This is a genomic window from Pseudomonas sp. S3_A03 (assembly GCF_054668275.1).
In genome coordinates, this window is the sequence record NZ_CP162753.1 from 2,658,540 (window position 1) to 2,681,483 (window position 22,944).

General features: G+C 61.2%; 16 protein-coding genes and 2 pseudogenes. 5 read left to right on the forward strand and 13 right to left on the reverse strand.

Annotated elements, in window-relative coordinates:
* Positions 1-7: 7 nt before the first annotated feature.
* From astD to AB4O25_RS12055, 4 genes are all read right to left on the reverse strand, one after another.
* Complete coding sequence (gene astD, locus AB4O25_RS12040; RefSeq protein WP_460150966.1) at positions 8-1,477, reverse strand: succinylglutamate-semialdehyde dehydrogenase; 1,470 nt, start codon at positions 1,475-1,477, stop codon at positions 8-10.
* Positions 1,474-2,499: an arginine N-succinyltransferase gene (astA, locus tag AB4O25_RS12045; RefSeq protein WP_017529418.1), complete on the reverse strand. Its 1,026-nt coding sequence runs from the start codon at positions 2,497-2,499 to the stop codon at positions 1,474-1,476. Before astA ends, astD begins: the two co-directional genes overlap by 4 nt.
* Positions 2,500-2,559: 60 nt before the next feature.
* Entirely contained in the window at positions 2,560-3,579 is a 1,020-nt protein-coding gene (gene aruF / locus AB4O25_RS12050) for an arginine/ornithine succinyltransferase subunit alpha (RefSeq protein ID WP_017529417.1), read from the reverse strand.
* Positions 3,580-3,839: 260 nt separating this feature from the next.
* The gene (locus AB4O25_RS12055; protein WP_065876830.1) at positions 3,840-5,060 is read right to left on the reverse strand and encodes an aspartate aminotransferase family protein; all 1,221 of its coding nucleotides are present in this window, start codon (positions 5,058-5,060) and stop codon (positions 3,840-3,842) included.
* A 299-nt stretch (positions 5,061-5,359) separates the two neighbouring features.
* On the opposite strand from AB4O25_RS12055, the gene AB4O25_RS12060 reads away from it, so the two are divergent.
* Together AB4O25_RS12060 and AB4O25_RS12065 are read left to right on the forward strand one after the other, a co-directional pair.
* Positions 5,360-8,623 (forward strand): dermonecrotic toxin domain-containing protein, encoded by a 3,264-nt coding sequence (locus AB4O25_RS12060; RefSeq protein ID WP_460150887.1) that lies wholly within the window; start codon positions 5,360-5,362, stop codon positions 8,621-8,623.
* A gap of 2 nt (positions 8,624-8,625) precedes the next feature.
* A complete protein-coding gene (locus AB4O25_RS12065; protein ID WP_460150888.1) occupies positions 8,626-10,407 on the forward strand; it encodes a leucine-rich repeat domain-containing protein in 1,782 nt (593 codons plus the stop codon).
* A gap of 10 nt (positions 10,408-10,417) precedes the next feature.
* On the opposite strand, the pseudogene AB4O25_RS12070 reads toward AB4O25_RS12065, so the two are convergent.
* The 7 genes and pseudogenes from AB4O25_RS12070 to acs form a co-directional block, all read right to left on the reverse strand.
* Positions 10,418-11,397 (reverse strand): annotated as a pseudogene (locus AB4O25_RS12070) (GlxA family transcriptional regulator).
* Between the two features lie 199 nt (positions 11,398-11,596).
* Positions 11,597-12,361 (reverse strand): ABC transporter ATP-binding protein, encoded by a 765-nt coding sequence (locus AB4O25_RS12075; protein WP_017529413.1) that lies wholly within the window; start codon positions 12,359-12,361, stop codon positions 11,597-11,599.
* A gap of 27 nt (positions 12,362-12,388) precedes the next feature.
* On the reverse strand, positions 12,389-13,501 hold the full coding sequence (locus AB4O25_RS12080; RefSeq protein WP_017529412.1) for a succinylglutamate desuccinylase/aspartoacylase family protein: 1,113 nt from the start codon (positions 13,499-13,501) through the stop codon (positions 12,389-12,391).
* A 1-nt stretch (position 13,502) separates the two neighbouring features.
* Complete coding sequence (locus AB4O25_RS12085; RefSeq protein WP_460150889.1) at positions 13,503-14,201, reverse strand: ABC transporter permease; 699 nt, start codon at positions 14,199-14,201, stop codon at positions 13,503-13,505.
* A pseudogene (locus AB4O25_RS12090) lies at positions 14,198-14,886 on the reverse strand (ABC transporter permease). The gene AB4O25_RS12085 and the pseudogene AB4O25_RS12090 overlap by 4 nt, the downstream one beginning before the upstream one ends.
* A gap of 92 nt (positions 14,887-14,978) precedes the next feature.
* On the reverse strand, positions 14,979-15,764 hold the full coding sequence (locus tag AB4O25_RS12095) for an ABC transporter substrate-binding protein (RefSeq protein ID WP_017529410.1): 786 nt from the start codon (positions 15,762-15,764) through the stop codon (positions 14,979-14,981).
* A 669-nt stretch (positions 15,765-16,433) separates the two neighbouring features.
* The gene (acs, locus tag AB4O25_RS12100) at positions 16,434-18,389 is read right to left on the reverse strand and encodes an acetate--CoA ligase (RefSeq protein WP_065876832.1); all 1,956 of its coding nucleotides are present in this window, start codon (positions 18,387-18,389) and stop codon (positions 16,434-16,436) included.
* A gap of 397 nt (positions 18,390-18,786) precedes the next feature.
* On the opposite strand from acs, the gene AB4O25_RS12105 reads away from it, so the two are divergent.
* Positions 18,787-19,056, forward strand: a complete 270-nt coding sequence (locus AB4O25_RS12105) for a DUF2790 domain-containing protein (protein ID WP_017529408.1) — start codon at positions 18,787-18,789, stop codon at positions 19,054-19,056.
* Positions 19,057-19,122: 66 nt separating this feature from the next.
* Here the strand turns inward: AB4O25_RS12105 and AB4O25_RS12110 are convergent, their stop codons facing one another.
* Both AB4O25_RS12110 and AB4O25_RS12115 read right to left on the reverse strand, forming a co-directional pair.
* Positions 19,123-19,563, reverse strand: a complete 441-nt coding sequence (locus AB4O25_RS12110; protein WP_460150890.1) for a hypothetical protein — start codon at positions 19,561-19,563, stop codon at positions 19,123-19,125.
* Positions 19,449-20,318, reverse strand: coding sequence for an aconitase family protein (locus tag AB4O25_RS12115; RefSeq protein ID WP_460150891.1), 870 nt, complete (start codon positions 20,316-20,318; stop codon positions 19,449-19,451). The genes AB4O25_RS12110 and AB4O25_RS12115 overlap by 115 nt, the downstream gene beginning before the upstream one ends.
* On the opposite strand from AB4O25_RS12115, the gene AB4O25_RS12120 reads away from it, so the two are divergent.
* Positions 20,241-21,164: a LysR substrate-binding domain-containing protein gene (locus AB4O25_RS12120; RefSeq protein WP_460150892.1), complete on the forward strand. Its 924-nt coding sequence runs from the start codon at positions 20,241-20,243 to the stop codon at positions 21,162-21,164. The genes AB4O25_RS12115 and AB4O25_RS12120 overlap by 78 nt on opposite strands.
* A gap of 458 nt (positions 21,165-21,622) precedes the next feature.
* Positions 21,623-22,873, forward strand: coding sequence for a ribonucleotide-diphosphate reductase subunit beta (locus AB4O25_RS12125; protein ID WP_217855327.1), 1,251 nt, complete (start codon positions 21,623-21,625; stop codon positions 22,871-22,873).
* The last annotated feature ends 71 nt before the right edge of the window (positions 22,874-22,944 follow it).

The following is a 22,944-nucleotide window of genomic DNA, read 5'->3' on the forward strand; positions in this document are numbered from 1 at the left end:
CCCACATTCAGATCAGTGTTATGCCGGGGGTCAGCGTGGCCGGCACCACCAGGCTCGGGGTCTCCAGCGACGCCACCGGGTACGCGCAATAATCCGCCGCGTAATACGCACTGGCGCGATGGTTGCCCGAAGCCCCTACCCCACCGAATGGCGCGGTGCTGGCGGCGCCGGTCAGTTGTTTGTTCCAGTTGACGATACCGGCGCGACTTTGCAGCCAGAACTGCTGGTAACGCGCTTCGGAATCCGACAGCAAACCGGCAGCCAGGCCGTACTGGGTGTTGTTGGCCTCGGTGATCGCCGCTTCGAAATCAACGTAGCGAATCACCTGCAGCAGCGGGCCGAACAGTTCTTCGTCTTCGCGCTCGGTGACGCCGGTCACATCAATGATGCCGGGGGTCAGCAACGCCGCCTGATCCTGCGGCTGGGTCATTTCAAGCAGCGCCACGGCGCCGTTGGCCAGCATCAACTCCTGGGCTTGCATCAAGGCCTTGGCCGCGCCGAGGGAAATCACCGAGCCCATGAACGGCGCCGGTTGTTGATCGAAGGCGCCCACCTCAATCGTGGCGCTGACCGCCACCAGGCGCGCCAGCAACGCATCGCCCCAGGCACCTTGCGGCACCAACAGGCGACGGGCACAGGTGCAGCGCTGGCCGGCCGAGATAAACGCCGATTGGATAATCGTGTAAACCGCCGCATCCACGTCGGCCACTTCGTCGACCACCAGCGGGTTGTTGCCCCCCATTTCCAGCGCCAGGATCTTGTCCGGACGCCCGGAGAACTGCTGGTGCAGGTGATTGCCGGTGCGGCTGGAACCGGTGAAGAACAAACCGTCGATGCCTGGGTTGGCCGCCAACGCGATGCCGGTCTCCCGCGCGCCTTGCAGCAGGTTCAGCACGCCCGCCGGCAAGCCGGCTTCGATCCAGCATTGCACGGTCAGCTCGGCGACTTTGGGGGTCAGTTCGCTCGGCTTGAACAACACGGTGTTACCCGCCAGCAAGGCCGGGACGATATGCCCGTTGGGCAAGTGCCCAGGGAAGTTGTAGGGGCCGAACACCGCCACCACGCCGTGAGGTTTGTGGCGCAATACGGCGGTGGCGTCGCCCAGGGGGCCGCTCTTCTCGCCAGTACGTTCACGGTAGCTTTGCACGGAGATGGCGATCTTGTTGGCCATGCTGGTGACTTCGGTGGCCGATTCCCACAGCGGCTTGCCGGTTTCCTCACCGATGCAGCGGGCGATTTCATCAGCGCGGCGTTTCAGGATACTGGCGAAGGCTTCCAGCACGCCGATGCGCGCCTCCAACGAGCGCTGGGCCCACGCCGGGAACGCCTGGCGCGCGGCCTGCACGGCGGATTCAACCTGCTCGACGCTGGCGCCATTGCCGGCCCACAACACCTGTTGGGTTACCGGGTTACGCGATTCAAACAGCTCACCCTGGCCAGCCAGCCAGCTCCCTGCGATATACAACGAATTCATTATTTCGACTCCCGAGCAGCGGACAACGGTACAGCGCGCACTTGATCACCCACCACCAGTTGCAGGCGTTTGGCGGTCTGCGGATCAACCACCAGGGTGCCGGCGGCAAGGCGCGCCGGTGCGGCGGTGATGCGGCAATCTTCGCGCTTGCGGTTATGGATCAGGAACGGCGTGGCGTCGTCCCCCGGCGTGCCAATGGCCAGCACCAGCGACTGGCTGTCGCGCACCGCACGGATCTTGGCGGTTTCGCACTCCACCGCCGGGCCGGCGTCAAAGATGTCGACATAGCCCTGGTAGCTGAAACCTTCGCTCTTGAGCATGCTCAGCGCCGGCTCGGTGTCTGGATGCACCTTGCCGATCACGTTGCGCGCATCCTCGGACAGGAAGCAGCTGTACAACGGAAACTTCGGCATCAGCTCGGCGATAAACGCCTTGTTCCCCACGCCGGTGAGATAGTCGGCCTGGCTGAATTCCATCTTGAAAAAGTGCCGGCCCAGGCTTTCCCAGAACGGCGAACGCCCGGCCTCGTTGGACACGCCGCGCATCTCGGCGATGATCTTGTTACCGAACAGCTGCGGGAATTCGGCGATAAACAGCAGGCGCGCCTTGGCCAGCATGCGACCGTTGAGGCCGTTGCGGTAATCGGCGTGCAAAAACAACGAACACAGCTCGGAATTGCCGGTGAGGTCGTTGGCCAGGAACAGCGTCGGGATCTCGCGGTAGATGTTCAGCTCCTGGGAGGCGCTGACCGTCAGGCCGACCCGGAAGTTGTACCAAGGTTCACGTAGTCCAACGGCACCGGCGATGGCGGAAATACCCACCACGCGGCCTTCATCGTTTTCCAGCACGAACAGGTAGTCCGCGTCGCCGCGCCCGGCGTCGCCGCGAAAGGTTTTTTCGGCCCAGCCAACCCGGTGGGTCAGGCGCTCTTCGTTGGCCGGCAAGGTGGTCAAGCCGGTGCCGGTGCTGCGCGCCAGATCAATCAGGGCCGGTAAATCGCTGCTGCGTACGGGACGAACGATCATGCTATCTCCTCAGACGGGCCGCTTTGCAGTCACCCGCGAAACTCTGTTTTATACCGGCTCTCAAACTGCAACAAGACGCACGCTGGCGCCTTCGCCAACGCCCAGCGCTTCAGCCGCCGCCAGGTCCAGGGTCACCGGCTTGCCGGGGGCGTAGTCCAGTTCCAGCATCACCGCGCGGTAATCCTGCAATTGCGCGTTGCTCACCAGGTACTGGCGGCCGACACCCTTGGCCATCTCACCGATCTTCACCGGCACCACGCGGCTCTGGGCGATCGAGCGAATGCCCGAAACCCGTGCATGCAGCGTCGGGCCGCCATCGAAGATGTCGATGTAATGGTCGGTCTCGAAGCCTTCGCGCATGAGGATGTCGAAGGTGATCTGCGCACGCGGGTGCACCTGGCCCATGGCTTCCTGGGCTTCGTCCGGCAGCAGCGGCACGTAGATCGGGTAATGCGGCATCAGTTCGGCGAGAAAGGTGCGGCTCTTCAGCCCGCACAAGCGCTCGGCGGCGGCGTAGTTGAGGTCGAAGAAGTTGCGGCCGATGGCGTCCCAGAACGGCGAATCACCGTTCTCGTCGCTGTAGCCGACGATCTCGGTCACCACCGAGTCGGCAAAGCGCTCGGGGTGGCTGGCGACGAACAACAGACGGCCACGGGAGTTGAGTTCCGACCACGGCGAACCGACCAGCGCAGGCTTCACATAGAAACTGGTAAGCAGGCTGTTGCCGGTGAGATCGTGGCACTGGGAAAGCACATGGATCTTGTTGTGGATCTTCAGCTCGCGGGAGGCGTGCACAAAGGTTTCGTTACGGAAACTGTAAAAGGGCTCCGAGTAGCCGGCCGAGGCGACGATGGCCGAACAACCGGCGAGCTGGCCGGTCTCGGTGTCTTCGAGTACGAAGAAATAGCTTTCTTCACCGTTGAAACTCACCTCGGCCGCGAAGGACGCTTCGCTGGCGGCGATCTTGTCGCTCAGGCGTTCCACATCGTCCGGCAAGGAAGTGACACCAATCGGGCTGTCCGCAGCCAGACGCTGTACCTCGCCCAGATCAGCCATTTGCGCGGGGCGCATCACCAGCATGGTGTCACTCCTTAACTCGAAAAACTCATAGGAAAAAATACCAGGCACAGTCCAGAAACCAGTGACGTCCGGTGTGGGAGGGGGCTTGCTCCCGATGGCAGTGTGTCAGTTGATGAATGAATTCACTGACACACCGCCATCGGGAGCAAGTCGAATCGTCGCACCGCCCCTCCCACATTTGGATCTTCACCGCTCCAACTGACGGGCCCGGCATAAAAATTTGGGTTCGATGCTCAATCGCGCGGGCATCGAACGGTCCATCATGCTTGCGTCAGTGTTTTTACAGCCCGCTCAAAACGATCCAGGCCTTCATTGATGTCCGCTTCGTCCACCACCAGGCTCGGGGCAAAACGCACTACGTCGGGGCCGGCTTGCAGGATCATCAGGTTTTCTTTTTCGGCCGCGTTGAACACGTCCTTGGCCTTGCCTTTGAACGCGTCGCTGAGCACGCAACCGATCAACAGGCCCATGCCGCGCACTTGGGTGAAGATGCCGTATTGCGTGCCGATCCGCTCCAGGCGCGCCTTGAACTGTTCATGCCTGGTCTTGACGCCGGCCAGCACCTCGGGTGTGTTGATCACGTCGATCACCGCCTCAGCCACCGCGCACGCCAGCGGGTTGCCGCCGTAGGTGGTGCCGTGAGTGCCGACCACCAGGTGCTTGGCCAGCGCTTCAGTCGTCAGCATGGCCGCGATCGGGAAACCGCCGCCCAGGCTCTTGGCGCTGGTGAGGATGTCCGGCACGACGCCGTAGTGCTGGTAGGCAAACAGGTGGCCGCTGCGGCCCATGCCGGTTTGCACTTCGTCGAATACCAGCAGCGCGTCGTTGGCGTCGCACAGCTCGCGGGCCCCTTGCAGGTAAGCCAGTTCGGCCGGCAGTACACCGCCTTCGCCCTGGATCGGTTCCAGCACCACCGCGCAGGTCTTGCCCGACACGGCGGCTTTCAGCGCCGCCAGGTCGTTATAAGGCACGTGGGTGATGCCGGTAATTTTAGGCCCGAAGCCATCGGAGTACTTGGACTGGCCACCGACGTTGACGGTGAACAGGGTACGGCCGTGGAAGCTGTTCAGTGCGGCGATGATTTCGTACTTTTCACTGCCGAAACGGTCGAACGCCACGCGACGGGCCAGCTTGAACGCGGCCTCGTTGGCTTCGGCGCCGGAGTTGCAGAAGAACACGCGCTCGGCAAAGGTGGCGTCGATCAATTTATGCGCCAGGCGCAGGGCCGGCTCATTGGTGAAGACGTTGGAGACATGCCACAGCTTGTTGGCCTGTTCGGTCAGCGCACCGACCAGCGCCGGGTGGGCGTGGCCCAACACGTTGACCGCGATGCCGCCGGCAAAGTCGATCAGCTCGCGACCCGCCTGGTCCCATACGCGGGACCCTGCGCCACGCACAGGTATGAACGCGGCAGGTGCGTAGTTGGGAACCATGACCTGGTCGAAATCGGCACGTTGCACCGGGGCTTGCTCAACGGACATCGGAGTCTCCTGAAGAGGAACGCCTGCCTGGAACTGGCGGGCGATGCAGGGATTGTAAGGACAGTTTTCAGCGCGGCCTTGCCGCCAAGCGACAACTTCTTATAGCGCCAACCCGCGTTTTTGGCGGGTTTACGCCAATGCGACAAATAGCGTCGCAAAGGCGCAGTTTAAACCGTGCAGGGCCCGAGAGGCAGAGGCACGCACGGCTGATTTGCCGCCACGCGCTAACTATTTGAAGCCAGGACGAGCCCAAAGCCTGTTTTGATCACGGTGACTCAATTCACTGAAGGATCAGCCACATGGCTTCCGCTGTCATTCAAAGCGTTATCCAGGCCACACGCATCGCGCCCGCCGGTGTACACACAACGCTGCCAAGCTGGCTGGGAAACGCCTCAGCCGCCAAGCGCCAGGCATTAAAAGCCACACCGATGGTATTTGCCGACTGGCATGCCACCACCAGCCGCGAACGGCAGGCGCCGCTCAAACTGGCGCAGGCGACGAACTGGAACGCGCACAATCAGGTGGACAGCGCCCTGGCGACACTCCAGACCCCGCAACAGTTCGCCGCGCCCCTGCTGCAGCAAGCGCTCAAGCAACGGTTGGGCCTGGACGCCGATGTAACGACCACCTACCTGCGCCTGTACACACCGCTGACGACCCCGCTGCTGCCCGTGCCGACCGGCGGCGCGAAAGTCTGGACCGTGTCGCTGCTTTCGGCCGCGCTGCATAACTTCGACGCGGCCGAAAGCCAGCCGCACGCTTACACAAACGACTCAACCTTTATCACCCAACCCAGCGCCACCGGGCAGTTCGACACGTTGCCCTCGTTCGCCAGCAAGGTCAGCATCCGACAGTTCATCCAGCTGTGCCGCGAGCTGGATATCGGCGCGCGCTACCAACGCTACCTCAAGCGCTTTTTCGGCTTCGAAGACGCCACCGTCAAGGCCACCCTGCGCGACACGCTGATCCAAAGCCTCAAGGCCGAGGCCAACACCAGCCTGCATATGGCGCGCCTGAAAAAAGACGTGAGCGACGCCGCCTTTTACACCCTTCAGGGCCAACTCGAAGGCCTGCGCGGCATGATGCTGGAAGGCAAATTGCTGCTCAGCCACGACCTGAGCCTGATGGCAGCGCCGCTGACCGGTATCGTGCTGTTCGCCGCCGACCTGGAGGCGCACCACGATTCAACGCCCGTGGTGGCTTACATCCCCGGTGACCCACAGGCGCCGCTCAAGTACTACCCCAACGGCACGGCGTTCATGCTCGACCTCACCTCGAAGCTGCGCAGCGCCGACTACCAGAAGTTCTTCTGCCGCTTCGTCAAACAGGAGCACCGCGGCTATTTTTTTGCCGACCTTAACAATCGCCTGTCGCAAGTGGCCTGGCACAAGCCCAAACCCGGCGACCCACGACCGGCCTGGCGCGAAAAGCCCGTGGCGGAGCCCAACCTGCAGTTTTTCGCCACCAAGATCAGCGGCGGCCTGTACGAACACCTCTACGAAAACAAACTCAACCAGCTGCTCAATGACGCACGCGTGACCGCCGTGTCCAGCGCCGACGCCGATCGCCAGGCGCGCTGGCAACGCTGGAGCATCGTGCAAAAAGTCGCCAAGGCGATTCTCGAAGTGGCGGCCTTTATCGCCACCCCCTTCATACCGCCGCTGGGGGCGTTGATGCTCGGCTATACCGCCTTCCAACTGCTCGACGACACCTTCGAAGGCATCCTCGATTGGGCCGAAGGGCTCAAGCGCCAGGCCTTCGGCCACCTGATGTCGATCCTTGAACAAATGGTGCAACTGGGGATGTTCGCGGTGGGCGCGCCGATTGCCGAAAGCCTGCTACGACAGGCGCTGCCCCAGCCACTGTGGGATTTTTTCGACACGCTTCACCCGGTCAGCGGCGAAGACGGCAAAACCCGCCGTTGGAAGCCTGACCTCACGCCCTACGCCCACGACATCACCCTGGCTGCCGAATCATCTGCCAACCCCGAAGGGCTGCACACCCACCAAGGCAAACAGATCCTGGCGCTCGACGGCAAACACTTCGCCGTTGAGCAACGCGCCGGCCACGCATTCATGCAACACCCGACCCGCCCGCACGCCTACCGCCCCCGGATCATGGGCAACGGCGCGGGCGCCTGGGTCACCGAAGTGGATCAGCCTTTGAGCTGGGACCGCGCCACCCTCCTGCGCCGACAAGGCCCACTCGCCGAGCACCTCAGCGACGCACGCCTGGAGGAGGCGCGGCTGATCAGCGGTACCGATGAACCGGCCCTGCGCAAGCAGTTCATGGACCGCCAGCCACCGCCGCCCCTGCTAGCCGACGCACTCAAGCGCGTCACCCTCGACCAACAACTGCAAGACTTCATCGACCAGATGAACAGCGACGACCCTGAGCTGTTTCAAAAAGCCGATTCACAGACCCAACTCTGGTTGCTCAGCAATACGGCCCTGTGGCCTGCATCCAAAACCCTGCGCTTTCTCGACGCCGAAGGCCGCACGTTGTGGGAACTCAAAGGCAAGGAAAACGCCGCAGTGGTGCAGGTCCACCAAGCGCAGTTGAAAAATGGCGACCTGCTCAAGACCCTGCTCGAAACCCTCGACGAACCCGAACGCAAAATCCTACTGGAAGAAGAGTTTGGCGCGGCCGTCACACAGCCCCACGTGCGCGCGGCCAAACTGCGCAAACGCCTGGCGCGCAAAGCCGAGGAGAAACGCTTTGCCCTGTTTGACGCGCGTTATCGCAGCCGGGAGGTCACCCACGACCCTCGCGTGCAAAAAATCATCGACACCACGCCCGGCCTGCCTACCAGCACCGCCGAAGAGGTGTTGCGCGAAGCGACCGGCCAGGAGCTGCTGGAAATCGACCAGGGCAGCCTGCCCGCAACCTTGACGGAACGTGCACGTTGGGCGGCGCACCAAGTCAGGATCAGCCGCGCCTACGAAGGGCTGTACCTGGACTCGGTGGACAGCAGCGACACCCATCGCCTTGCCCTGCACACCTTGCAAAAGCTGCCGGGCTGGTCGCCCCAGGTGCGCCTGGTCGTCACCGACTACTCGCGCACAGGCCGCGTGCGCGACTCAATCGGCACGCCTCAAGCGCCGATCCAACGTACGTTGGTGCGTACGGCCGAGGGCGCTTACGTTCCAGAAAACGGCGAGGGCACGCTCTTTGGAGAAACCGACTTCTATACAGCGGTGCTCCAGGCACTCCCCGACGCCCAGCGCGACGCGCTGGGCATGCAGATCGGCCAAGGCCGATTGCTGCGCCAGACCTTGCGCCAACACGCGCTGACGCGCGAAGAGGTTGGCACGCTGCTCGCCGAGATGCCCGTGCGCAAGCCTCTTTACGACCCGAAACTGATGCGCCTGCCAGGGGGCATGGAAGGCTATGACCGGACCTCACCCACGCCTGGCCCCAGTGGGCAACCGTCGCTGGAAGATCGGCTGCGCGATCTTTACCCCAGCCTGAACCCGGAAGAAGTGCGCAATGTGCTGGAAGCCATGCGCGCCCAGGCGGGTTCGCCGTTGCTGACGCTGCAATCCGTCAAAGAGAATTGCTGAGATTGCAAGCCGACCTGGCGACCTGGCTTCACAACACGCCGCAGACGTTCCTCGATACGCAGATCCCCCTGAGCCGCGCGGTGATCACGGCCGAGCGGCACAATCGAGCGCGGTGGGTAGAAGAAATAGTTCACGCCTGGCGCCATGAAACCCCGTCCGATAGCCATTTCCCCAACCCCGATGACAACGGCCTCACGCTGCGCCTCACCCAGCCGATCTATGGCGAACTGCCAAAACTGAGCGCCAACTTCGACCACATCTCCTACCTGGAATTGAACGGCTATGTGTCCACCCGAGGCACACCGGCGTTCCTGGCCCAATTCCCCAAGCTGCGCAGCCTGAATATCCACGGCATAGCCCTGCGAACACTGTCCACCGAGGTAACGTCGCAACCCCATCTCAATGACCTGACACTGCGCAACACGGCCATCAAGTTGACCGCGCAAAGCCGTGAAAACCTGGCCAGCCTGCGCGGGTTAAAGACCCTCGACCTGTCCAGCAACCCGCTGACGCTGGCGCCCAACCTTGAACACATGACCGACTTGCAGCTGCTGAACCTGAGCCACACAGAGATTGCCCAAGCGCCCCAAGGCCTGACGGACCTGCCCCACTTGATCGACGCCAGCCTCAGCGACAACCAGTTTCAAGCACTGCCCGATGCCCTCTTTACGTTGCCGGCCGAACGCGCCAAGGCCTTTGATTTTTCCGGCAACCCGCTCTCGCGGGCCACCCTGGAGCGGGTCAAAACCTATTGCCAGCAAACCGGCGAACACTTCGGCGCGGATGCCGGCCTTGAAGAGCGGCGCCGGGTCCATGAGCTCTACCCTACCTTCACCGACAGGGAGGCCAGCCAATTTATCTTCAAGCTGCCGGGCAGCCTGGACGACGCAATGGCTACCCTCACCGACATGAAAGCGGACTACGAGCGCCTGCAAACAGACCTTGAGCAGTGGGCGGTGGAAGTCCCCGAGCGACACCCCGTCACCCACGCCCCCCTGGACACCCGAACGCGCGCGCAACAGCAAATCACACGGCGGGCGTTCAAGACGTTGCTGCAAGACTGCTGGCGCCGGGAAACCGCCCTGTACGCGGATCATGAGTCGCCGCGAGACACTCACGAACTGGTCAGCACCCACGCGATCCTGGGGGATTTGCCGGCACTGAACGTGAGCTTTAACCATGTCGCGAGGATTGAACTGGTGGGCGAGCACCATACGTCGATCCCGCCGGGCTTCCTCAAGCGCTTCCCTCAGCTTGAAAGCTTGCTGGTGCATCGCTACGCATTGCCGGACATCCCACTGGAGGTGTTCAACCTGGCCAAGCTCAGGTCGCTGAGCCTGACGTTCAGCGGCCTGCGCCTGAGCCCTGCCAGCGCCGACGCGTTAAGCGGCCTGGAGCACCTTAACTACCTGGACCTGAGCGAAAACCCGCTGGGCATTACACCGAACGTACGCTTGATGACCGGGCTCTCAACGCTGATGCTCTCGAATGCCGGGCTTACCGAAGCCCCCGCGGGCGCATTCAACCTGCCGCTGCTCGATCAACTGGATTTGAGCGACAACCAGATCACCGAGCTTCCCAGCGACATTCTTGAAATCACGCCTGACCTGGCCGATGGCTTCGATCTGAATGGCAACCCACTCTCACCCGCGACAATTGCCATGCTGCGCCCTTACTACCGACGCCATGCGGTGGACTTTGGCGTAGTAGAAGTCACGCTGGACCCGCAGATGAACCCGCTTGCTGCGTCACCCGACGTGTCCGAGGAGGAAATGGAACAATAGAGCCTGCGGGTCAACCGCGTTCGGACGGCACCGAGGACAATTCAAAGGGGCTGCTGCTGCGTCGTTGGTTGCGGTCTTCACGCGGCGTGGCGCCGAAAAAGTTGCGGTAGGCACTGGAGAAATGCGGCCCCGAGGAAAAGCCGCAGGAGAGGCCGATCTGGATGATCGACTTGCTGGTTTGCATGAGCATCTGGCGCGCCTTGTTCAGGCGCAGTTCCAGGTAATACTGGCTGGGAACGCGGTTGAGGTACTGCTTGAAGATGCGTTCAAGTTGTCGTCGCGACACGCACACGTGCTGGGCGATTTCGTCGGTGGTCAGCGGTTCTTCGATATTGGCTTCCATCAACAACACCGCCTGGGTCAGCTTCGGGTGGCTGGAACCCAGGCGGTTTTGCAGCGGAATCCGCTGGCGTTCGCCGCCTTCGCGGATGCGCTCCACCACCAGCTCTTCGGACACCGCGCCGGCAAGCTCGGCGCCGTGATCACGGGCAAGTACCGCCAGCAGCAGGTCGAGCACCGACATGCCACCGCAGGCGGTCAAGCGGTCTCGGTCCCAGTCGAACAGATGGCTGGTGGCGATGACCTTGGGGAAGCGCTCGGCGAAATCGTCCTGCCAGCGCCAGTGCACGGCGGCGCGGTAGCCGTCGAGCAGACCGAGTTGGGCCAGTGGATACACGCCTGCCGACAGACCACCGATCACGCAGCCGGCCCGCACAAGTTGCTTGAGGGCACTGCTCAGTTGAGAGGCGATGACGGTGGGCGGTTCGTCAGCCAGCAGGAACAGTTTCTGGAAGCCTTCGAGCTTGCCGGCCCATGGCTCGCCCGGCAGTTGCCAGGCGCCGTCGGTGGCAGGTTCGGCGAGCAGGAACGACAGCTCGTAGACCACATCCGGATGCACCCGCTGAGCAACGCGCAAGGCCTCCTCAGCCAGCGCAAGCGTGAGCGCTTTGTGCTGGGCCAAATCAGGAAACCAATTTTGTGGGCGGTCATGTGGGAGCTATCCGAAACAAAAACAGTGAAAGAAACTGTGGGGCAATGCTAGCCCGTAAACCAATACAAAGCTCAAAAACAAATCTGGGAGGGGCTTGCTCCCGATAGCGGTGTACCAGTCAGCACATGTGTATCTGATGGACCGCTATCGGGAGCAAGCCCCCTCCCACCTAAAGCGCCAGCAATTTCAGCAGGGGTGTTATTTCAAGCTGCCGGACAGGAACTGCTGAAGGCGCTCGGACTGTGGATTGACCAGCACTTCCCTCGGGTTGCCGCGCTCTTCAACAATGCCTTTGTGCAGGAACACCAACTGGTTGGACACTTCGCGGGCAAAGCCCATTTCGTGGGTCACCACCACCATGGTGCGGCCTTCCTGAGCCAGGTCCTGCATCACCTTGAGCACCTCGCCAACCAACTCCGGGTCGAGCGCCGAGGTGGGTTCGTCGAACAGCATCACCTCCGGCTCCATCGCCAGGGCACGGGCAATCGCCACGCGCTGCTGCTCGCCGCCGGACATGTGGCCGGGGAACGCATCCTTACGATGCCCAACGCCGACTTTGGCCAGGTAGTGCTCGGCCTTTTCACGGGCTTCTTTCTTCGACACGCCCAGCACATGCACCGGGGCTTCCATCACGTTCTCAACGGCGGTCATATGCGACCACAAGTTGAAATGCTGGAACACCATGGACAAGCGCGAACGCATGCGTTGCAGTTGCTTGGGGTCGGCGGCCTTCAAGGCGCCGTCCTTGTTGGCCACCAGTTTCAGCTCTTCGTTATTGAGCAGGATCTTGCCGGCGTGGGGTTGCTCCAGCAGGTTGATGCAGCGCAAAAAGGTACTTTTGCCCGAACCGCTGGAACCGATGATGCTGATCACATCACCGGCCGCGGCGGCCAGGGACACGCCTTTGAGCACTTCATGACTGCCATAGCGTTTATGCAGGTCTTGGACTTCAAGCTTGTACATGCGGTCGGTTCTCACAAAAACAGGTGGTCAGTCGTTGAGCAAGCGCCCGTGCCGCAGCGCATCGCGCCCCGCCACCTTGGCCAGCCAGAAACCCGCTTGGGCATAACGTAGCCGTTCAACGGCAAACAACACCCCCGAGGTGCCCGCGCAGATGACGCTCACGCGGTCTTCCAGGGGGTCAATCACTTCAAAAATCGCATCGCCCTTCTCAACCCAGTCACCGGCCTTACGCAGGTAACTGATGACCCCGGCGTGGGGGGCGAACAGCAATTGCGTACCTTCGAAAGGCATGCCTTCGCAAGGCTCGAACTGCGGCTCCGGCCATTGACCTTTGATCAGGCCCTGCTCGGCGAGGAATGCGAGGATGCCTTCGGCGTGGAAGATCGCTTCATCCCGGCCGGTATCGGCCTGGCCACCCAATTCCAGGGTCGTCGCCAGGCACGCCAGCGGGATCTGCGCCTCAGGGAACATCCGCGACAGACGCAACCACGGCAACGAGCACGCTTCATCGAACGAGCTGCCGCCGGAATCTTCCGCCAGCAGGCCGACCTTCACGTTCAAATGCGCCGACAGCGAACGCCACTGCGGCCAATGCTGGGGCAACGCGTACATATGCAGCGCGGCCTCGGCGTCGCAGTGCAAGTCGAGCACCACATCGGCGGTGCAGGCGTGGCTCAGCAAGATACGCTGCATGCCTTGCAACTGGCTGCTCGGGGCCGGCAACGCGCTGAGCGCGGCGCTCATGGCCTGACGAATCATGCCCACGTTGGCGTGGGCATCATCGCCCAGCCGGCCTTGCAGCAACGCCGCGACCGGCTCGCTCAATTCGACGAAATCACGGTTGAAATTCTTGCCGCTGCCTACCTCGAAACGCCCTTGGTGGCTGCCTTGCAGCAACTGGCCCAGGCCCATCGGGTTGGCCACCGGTACCAACTCGATTACCCCGTTGAGGGCGCCTTGACGTTCCAGTTCGCCGAGGCGTTTTTTCAGTTCCCAGGCGGCGCGCATGCCGGGCAGTTCATCGGCGTGCAGGCTGGCCTGGATATAGGCCTTGCGCTCGCCACTGCCAAAGCGGAATACGCTCAGTTGGCGTTCGCAGCCCAGATGCCCCCAGGGCAATAGGTGATCGATACGTTCCATATCAATGCTTCCGTGGCGCCAGGTAGCTCAGCCAGCGGCGCTCGGCCAACTTGAACAGGCGTACCAGGATGAAGGTGAGGCACAGGTAGAACACGCCAGCGGTGACGTAGGCCTCGAACGGCAGGTAAAACTGCGCATTCACCGTGCGCGCGGCACCGGTGATGTCGATCAGGGTGACGATGGACGCCAGGCTGGTGGTCTGCAGCATCATGATCACTTCGTTGCTGTACTGCGGCAGCGCGCGGCGCAAGGCCGACGGCAGCAGGATGCGGCGGTACAGCTTATAGCGCGACATGCCCATGGCCTTGGCTGCCTCGATCTCGCCATTGGGCGTGGCCTTGAGGCTGCCGGCGATGATTTCTGCGGTGTAGGCGCTGGTGTTGATCGCAAAGGCCAGGCACGCGCAGAAGGTGGCGCTGGACAGCAGCGGCCACAGGAAGCTCTCGCGTACCGCTTGGAACTGCGCCAGCCCGTAGTAGATCAAAAACAGCTGCACCAGCATCGGCGTGCCGCGGATGATGTAGGTGTAGAGCCACGCTGCGCCGTTGACGATCGGCTGCTTGGACACGCGCATCAAGCCCAGCGGCAAGGCGGCGAGCAGGCCGAAAAACAGCGAAATGGCGAGCAGTTTCAGGGTGGTCAGCAAACCGCCAAGGTACAGCGGCATGGATTCCCAGATGACGTTGTAGTCGAAGATCATAGATCAGCCGCCCTTACGCCTACCGAGTAGCGCTTCTCAAGATGACGCAGGGCCAGCAACGACACGCTGGTGATCACCAGGTACATCGCCGCCACCGCGAGGAAGAAGGTAAAGGCTCGCGGGTGGCATCTGCCGCCTGCTTGGCCTTGAACATCATGTCTTGCAGGCCCACCACCGAAATCAGCGCAGTGGCCTTGGTGAGTACCAGCCAGTTATTGGTGAACCCAGGGATAGCCAGCCGAATCATCTGCGGCACCATCACCCGGAAAAACACCTGGAAGCTGCTCATGCCATAGGCAAGGCCGGCTTCGGCCTGCCCCTTGGGGATGGCCATGAAGGCACCGCGGAAGGTTTCCGACAGGTAGGCGCCAAAGATGAAACCCAGGGTGCCGATACCGGCGGCCAAGGGGTTCAGGTCGATATAGTCGTCGTAGCCGAGCATCGGCGCGACGCGGTTGAGCAGGTCCTGACCGCCGTAGAAAATCAGCAGGATCAGCACCAGGTCGGGGATCCCGCGGATCACCGTGGAGTACAAGTCACCCAGCCAGGCCAGCCAGCGCACCGGCGACAGGCGTAACGCGACCCCGATCAGACCCAGAACAATGGCCAAGGCCATGGACGACAAGGCGAGCTGAAGCGTCAACCATGCGCCATCGAGGATGACGGCCCCGTAGCCTTTCAACATGATTCAGGTCCTCGAAAAGGGGGATGAAAAAATGGCGCAAACTTCAGAGTGTTCTGTTGCTTGCGCCATTTTGCACAGACAGCCGCGACGATTTACTTGGCGTCAGCGCCGTAGATATCGAAGTCGAAGTACTTGTCCTGGATTTTCTTGTATTCGCCGTTGGCACGGATCGCGGCGATGGCTGCGTTGATGCGGTCCAGGTTTTCCTTGTCGCCCTTGCGTACCGCGATGCCGATGCCGTCGCCGAAGTATTTGGCTTCGGTGAACGACGGGCCTACAAACGCGTAGCCTTTGCCGGCGTCGGTTTTCAGGAAACCGTCCTGCAGCAGGGTAGCGTCAGCCACGGTACCGTCGAGACGACCGGCAGCCACGTCCAGGTAGATTTCGTTCTGGGTGCTGTAACCCTTGATGTCCGCACCTTTTGGCGCCAGGACTTCATGGGCGAAACGGTCATGGATCGAGCCACGCTGTACGCCGATCTTCTTGCCTTTCAACTCATCCAGGCTGTCGCTGACCGCAGTGCCGTCCTTCATCACCAGGCGCGCCGGGCTCAGGTAGTAGCGGTTGGTGAAGTCCACGGACTTCTTGCGGTCGTCGGTAATGGACATGGACGACAGGATCGCGTCGATCTTGCGCACTTTGAGCGCTGGGATCAGGCCATCGAATTCCTGCTCGACCCAGGTGCACTTGACGTCCATCTGCTTGCACAGGGCGTTGCCGATGTCGTAGTCAAAACCGACGATGCTGCCATCCGGCGCCTTCGAGGCAAACGGAGGGTAGGCCGCTTCGATACCAATTTTCAGAGGCTTGCCTTCAGCGAAAGCCTGCATGGACAGCACGGACAGCGCCAGGGCGCCCAACAGCACGAGTTTCTTCATCTTGGGACTCCATCGGTATAGGGCAAAACAGCAGTATGAGCCATGGCCCACGATGCGGCGAAGGTGAAACCGAATAGCGGTGCTGCGTCCTACGCCAGTTCAACACTGGAGACGACGAGCGAGTGATCGGCATTCTAACGACAGGCCGGAAGCCGATATTTCCTCAATGCGACAACAATTTACAGAAGCACCGAGAAAGCGGTTCCAGCTCATTGACAGCCCCTGAATTTTATGCAGAGACAAAAGACACTAAACCTGTAGACGCTGCAAATTGCGGGCCTATTATTCGCAAACCCTTCTAGCACGGCAAGTGTGGCGTTTGATCTTATTTGCGGGGGTGTCTAAAACGCGGTTTTTCGCGGCGCGGGCGTAGCGCTTTGCCTCATGTTTGGGCGCAGGGTTACACATTTGCGCCGCTCGGTAACATTCAGAAACCTCCTACGTGAAAAACCGATATTTATTGGACTGGTAATGAGCCTGACCTGAAATGCAGCCCAAATGTGGAAGGGGGCTTGCTCCCGATTGCAGTGTGTCAGCCAACACCTAGGCCACTGGACCTCCGCTATCGGAGCAAGCTCCCTCCCACAGGGGATCTTCGTGGTTTCGAGAACGCACAAAAAAGCCCCAGCCGGCTCATGCCGAATGGGGCTCTTTGCCACCTAGCCCGCGTTACGCGACGTTCATGGTCTTGTGGGTTTCGATCAAATGCGCCACCACACCTGGGTCGGCCAGGGTGGAGATATCACCCAGCCCGTCGTACTCAGCCGTGGCAATCTTGCGCAGGATGCGGCGCATGATTTTGCCCGAACGGGTCTTCGGCAAGCCCGGCGCCCACTGGATCACATCCGGCGAAGCGATCGGCCCGATCTCCTTGCGTACCCAGTTTTTCAACTCCAGGCGCAGCGCTTCGTTCGGCTCTTCGCCATTTTTAAGGGTGACGTACACATAAATGCCCTGCCCCTTGATGTCGTGTGGCACACCCACCACCGCCGCTTCGGCGACTTTAGGGTGGGCGACCATCGCGCTTTCGATCTCGGCGGTGCCCATGCGGTGGCCGGACACGTTAAGCACGTCGTCCACACGCCCGGTGATCCACCAGTAGCCGTCTTCGTCACGACGCGCACCGTCGCCGGTGAAGTACATGCCGCGGAAGGTCTTGAAGTAAGTGTCCACAAAACGGTCATGATCGCCGTACAGCGTACGCGCCTGGCCTGGCCACGAATCGAGGATCACCAGGTTGCCTTCGGCGGCGCCTTCGATGATGTTGCCCAGGTTGTCCACCAACGCCGGCACCACGCCAAAGAACGGCCGTGCGGCCGAACCCGGCTTGAGCGCATGAGCGCCCGGCAGCGGGCTCATCAGGGTGGCGCCGGTTTCGGTCTGCCACCAGGTATCGACGATCGGGCAACGGGATTGGCCGACGTTCTTGTAGTACCAGTCCCACGCCTCGGGGTTGATCGGCTCACCCACCGAACCCAGCAAGCGCAGGCTGCTGCCATCCACGCCTTCGCAAGCGGCGGTGCCCGAGGCCATCATCGCGCGGATCGCAGTCGGCGCGGTGTAGAGGATGTTGACCTTGTGCTTGTCGACGATCTTGCCCACCCGGGTGATGTCCGGGTAGTTCGGCACGCCTTCGAACAGCAGCGTGGTCGCGCCATTGGCCAGCGGGCCATAGACGATATAGGTGTGGCCGGTGACCCAGCCAACGTCGGCGGTGCACCAGTAGATTTCGCCCGGGCGGTAGTCGAACACGCGCTCGTGGGTCAGGGCTGCGTATAACAGGTAGCCGCCGGTGGTGTGCTGCACGCCTTTAGGCTTGCCGGTGGAACCGGAGGTATAGAGGATGAACAGCGCTTCTTCGGCGCCCATTTCTTTAGGCGCACACACGGTGCCGGCCACTTTCATCAGGTCTTCGTACCAGATGTCGCGATGCTGGTTCCACTTGATCGCGCCATTGGTGCGCTTGCACACGATGACCTTTTGAATGCTGCTGGTTTCCGGGTTGGTCAGGGCGTCATCGACGTTGGCCTTGAGCGGAATTTTCTTACCTGCGCGGATGCCTTCGTCGGCGGTGATCACCACCTTCGACTTACAGTCGATGATACGGCCGGCCAGGGCCTCCGGCGAGAAACCGCCGAACACCACCGAGTGGATCGCACCGATGCGGGTACAGGCCAGCATGGCGACCACGGCTTCGGGGATCATCGGCATGTAGATCGTCACCACGTCGCCGCGGTGCACGTCCTGGCCACGCAGGGCGTTGGCGAACTTGCAGACTTCTTCGTGCAGCTCGCGGTAGGTGATGGTGCGGCTTTCGGCAGGGTCATCACCCTCCCAGATGATCGCCGCCTGATCGCCACGCTCGGCGAGATGACGGTCCAGGCAGTTGTAGGAAACGTTCAGGGTGCCGTCGGCAAACCACTTGATGTCGACATGGTGGTCGTCGAAAGAGGTCTGCTTCACCGCGGTGAAAGGCTTGACCCAGTCAAGACGCTTGGCTTGCTCACGCCAGAAACCATCGGGGTTGACCACCGACTGCTGGTACATGGCCTTGTAGGTCGCCTCATCGGTCAGCGTGTTGGCTGCTACTTCGGGGCGAACGGGGTACAGGGAAGCCGCACTCATCTTTCTTACCTCGGTGACAATAGTTGTTTTTGTATGGCCCTGTTGTAGCCGGGGCCGGCCTATAGAACCATTCGACGATGGTAGTAACAAGCCCCTACAAATTGCCCCGGTATCCAGCTTTGGCGCTCTGGCCCGCGGCCTGCGGCGCTTCGACGGTTTGTGAAAAAACCTTTAACACGGGATTGTTACAAAAACCGCTAAAAGTGTTTATCAAAACCACGGGTATATGAATATAACCCCCACGCCTAAAATCAACTCCGCCAACAAGGCAATCTGATTAACACCGCAACAGCCCCCACGAAGGCAACGTTAATCCGAACTCCCAAACTTCAAGTTACGCACGCGGCCTCACAAGGGCCCCGTGACCCCTTTCGCCCCAAAGAAGGTAAGTAAAGAAATGAAAGTTCTAGTAGCAATGGCCCTCAGCAGCCTGTTTGCCACCACCGTCCTGGCCGACGAAGCCCCGACCGAGCTGGCCGGCCAGAACGCCCCGATTGTTGAAGACTACACCTACAGCACGCACTTGGATGTCGCCAAAGTAGTGTCCATGAGTAATATCCCGGAAGTCTGCGAAGTTGTACCGGTGAAGATGGAATATGAAGACTCGCACGGCCAACGGCATATTCTTAATTATCACGTGATGGGCAATGGTTGCTCCAACGGGTAATGAGTTTTCAAGTTGAATGCTTGCTCGCCGCAAGAAATCGTTCTTGCGGCAAAGGCCCAGCCTCTTTTATCGCCCCAGCCGCGCGACGTTCATAAACCGACGAGCAGGCTTGCCTGTGGTGCGATCATCCGGCAACCCCCAGTACACCACGCCTGCGCATATCAGGCAGAACGGTGCCAGCGCCAACATGCCAAGGTAGGTGTTGCCGCTTACATCGTTGATGTAGCCCACCAGCAACGGCGCGACCATCCCACTGAGCTGCCCCACCGTATTCACGGCGGCAATCCCCCCGGCGATAGCAATGCTGCGGTTGATCGCACTCACCGTTACTTGGTCCGCGCGCGTGGATGACCCCGGCCCACAGTTCGCGCAGGCGCCACACCCGGGCATGATCATTTCGACGCCCAGGCGCTCGAAGGTGGCCAGGTAGCCCTTTTCGATGCAGTAGTCGCGAACTGCCAGCGTGCCATATTGCAGGTAGAGCCGGGTGCGCTCATGCAGGGACAAGCCCTGGGCCTCAGGCGCGAACAGTCGATCGCCAACCGCTCTTTGTACTCGGCCTGCGCATCGCTGAATAACCACCCTTCCAATTCAATAGCCACGCCCCGGCGCTCAAGGATGAAATCGACAGTTTTCTGGTCGGGCTGCACGATACCGGTGAACCCGCCCAGCTCCGCCACCATATTGGTCAACGTGGCCCGCTCATCAATGGACATGGCCCGCACCGCTTCGCCGGTGTACTCGAACACCGCGCCAATCCCATGGCCCTGACGAATGAATGCCAGGCTCAGCAACTGCAGTACCACGTCCTTGGCGGTAACCCCCGGCACAAGCCGGCCATTGAGCTCGACACGGATGATCTCGGGCACCCGGCAACGGATGTAACCCGTGGCCCAACTGTTGGCAATGTCGGTGGCGCTGGCCCCGAAGGCCAGGCAGCCCAGCGCGCCGGAGTGCGGGGAATGTGAGTCGGTACCGACGACGACCTGACCGGGCAGCGCGTACTTCTCGGTCATCAAGGCGTGACAGATACCCTCCGAGCCAGGCCTGTCGTGCAATGCGCCGTGCTCGATCACCGGGTAGCGCCGTACAAACGCGTGATGGGCGCTGGCCAGCCCACCGACCGCAGCGAGCAGGTTGTCTCGCACATGGGCCACACTCTGGCTGGCCAGGATGAGATGGTCTTGAAAAGCAATAATTTCATGGGCACGCACCAGCGCCACATCGTCACCAAAAGCGTCGTGCATCAAGTGCGCGCACATCCCGGTGAAGTAATCGTGGCTAAAACACCAGTCCGCCGAGATAAATACGCCATCCCCTTTCGCCACCGCCTTATCAGGCCCGAGGCGACGACGCTCGATGATCTTTTCGACCAACGTGAGAGGCCGGCTGCTCGGGAGCGGGTTGAACACGCAACGCGGGTCGTCGATGACTTATTGCAGATGAGCGCGCAGATGTCCGGCTTCGCCAAGGGCCGACGCGGCATATCAGGATCGGCGAACCGCTCCAGCATCATTCAGTTCCTGCCCCACGACCTTCGCGCCTTCCGTACGGAGTACCCCGATATTGAAATAGCACTGGAGGAACAGACCAGCGAAGAGGTCCTGGAATCGGTGCTCGGCAATCAACATGACCTGGGTATTGGCACGGGCCTGTGCGACGCGGTAGAGCGCGGGCTGCAGGTGCATGATTACCACTGGGACGAACTGGTGCTGGTGGTGCCGATGGGCCGCCCGTTGTGCCAGCATCGCGTGATCGCCTTTTCAGACAGCCTGTCGTTCCGCCATATCGCCCTGCACACGGACAGCCCGCTGTACCGAATGCTGGACCACGCGGCCCGCAGCGACAGCCAAACGATCCAGTACGACGTGCATGTAAAGAGCTTCGATGCGGTGTGCCGGATGATCCAGGCACACATGGGTATCGCCGTCATTCCCCGCAAAGCGGTCAGCTACACGGACGGGCCGGGGCTGGTCAGCATCGGATTGAGCGACAGTTGGGCGTCCAGGCGCTTTCACATCATCACCCGGCCCACGCCGTATCAATCGGCGGCATGCAGAAGCCTGCTGCAGTTTCTGCGCGCTCAAATACCCGGCCCTGCACATTGAGCCCTACCCCGCCAACTGCCCGATTTACAGGGCTGGCGCCTGCATGCGGCAAATGCCCACTGAAATCTCGTCACCGTCCGTCAAAAAATTCCTACCCCGCCAACCCCTGTAAACCCGCACTCCGGGTAAAAAAGTCTTCATTTTGTGCGCGCGCCGAGACCATCCGCCGCAACACAGCGCCGAATTTTTCCCTATAATGCGCGGGTAAATCGGGCCTGCAATATCCCATTACATTGGGACGAAGAGCCAGACCTGAGGCCTCCGCTGGAGCAAGCGCGCACCGCTCCGCACCTCAAGCCTCACGCAGAGTACCCGTAACCCTATTCCGTTTAATGCCTGCGCGAGCTGCTGCAACAAACGATTCCTTAAGATCCACCGCGGCCTCAGGGCCGTGTGAACACCCAACCACACGGTTTCACACGGGCACCTTTGAGCCCTCACGCAGGAGACGACACGTCATGCTGAGCTGGGACGAATTCGACAAAGAAGAAGAAGGCGAAGTAGCCGCTAAAGGCGCCAACGCCGGCCACGCCACCGAAGCCAACATGGACCGCCTCGACGGTGCCGGCGCCGCTGCCGCCGTCGAAGCCCGCGCCGTCACCGCCAACGACTCCGCCGCCATCATCCGCGCCAAGGCTGCCCTGGACAAACTCGACGTCGCCGAAGGCCTCGCCGAACTCGAAGGCGCCTCCGCCCGCGTCGCCGTTGACGAAAAACGCATGATCAACTGCCGCGCCGACCTCAACCAACTCGTGCCCTTCAAGTACGACTGGGCCTGGCAGAAGTACCTCGACGGCTGCGCCAACCACTGGATGCCGCAAGAGGTCAACATGACCGCCGACATCGCCCTGTGGAAAAACCCCGAAGGCCTCACCGACGACGAACGCCGTATCGTCATGCGTAACCTGGGCTTCTTCTCCACCGCCGATTCCCTGGTCGCCAACAACCTGGTGCTGGCCGTGTACCGCCTGATCACCAACCCGGAGTGCCGCCAGTACATCCTGCGCCAGGCCTTCGAAGAAGCGATCCACACCCACGCCTACCAGTACTGCATCGAATCGCTGGCCATGGATGAAGGCGAGATCTTCAACATGTACCACGAGATCCCATCGGTGGCTAAAAAGGCCGCGTGGGGCCTGAAATACACCCGCTCGATCTCCGACCCCAAGTTCGAAACCGGCACCGTCGACACCGACAAAGAACTGCTGCGCAACTTGGTCGCCTACTACTGCGTACTGGAAGGCATCTTCTTCTACTGCGGCTTCACCCAGATCCTCTCCATGGGCCGCCGCAACAAAATGACCGGCGTGGCCGAGCAGTTCCAGTACATCCTGCGCGATGAGTCGATGCACCTGAACTTCGGTATCGACGTGATCAACCAGATCAAAATCGAAAACCCGCATTTGTGGGATGCCGAGATGAAGGAAGAAGCGACCCAGATGATCCTGCAAGGGACTCAGCTGGAGATCGAATATGCGCGTGACACCATGCCGCGTGGGGTGCTGGGGATGAATGCGGCGATGATGGAGGATTACCTCAAGTTCATTGCTAACCGCCGTTTGTCGCAGATTGGGCTGAAGGAAGAGTATCCAGGCACGACCAACCCGTTCCCGTGGATGAGCGAGATTATGGATTTGAAGAAAGAGAAGAATTTCTTTGAGACCCGTGTGATTGAGTACCAGACCGGCGGCGCGCTGAGCTGGGATTGAAGTTACAAACACCAGATAGAGCCGCCCATGGGCGGCTCTTTTTTTATATATGGAAGTTAGAAGGTCCAATC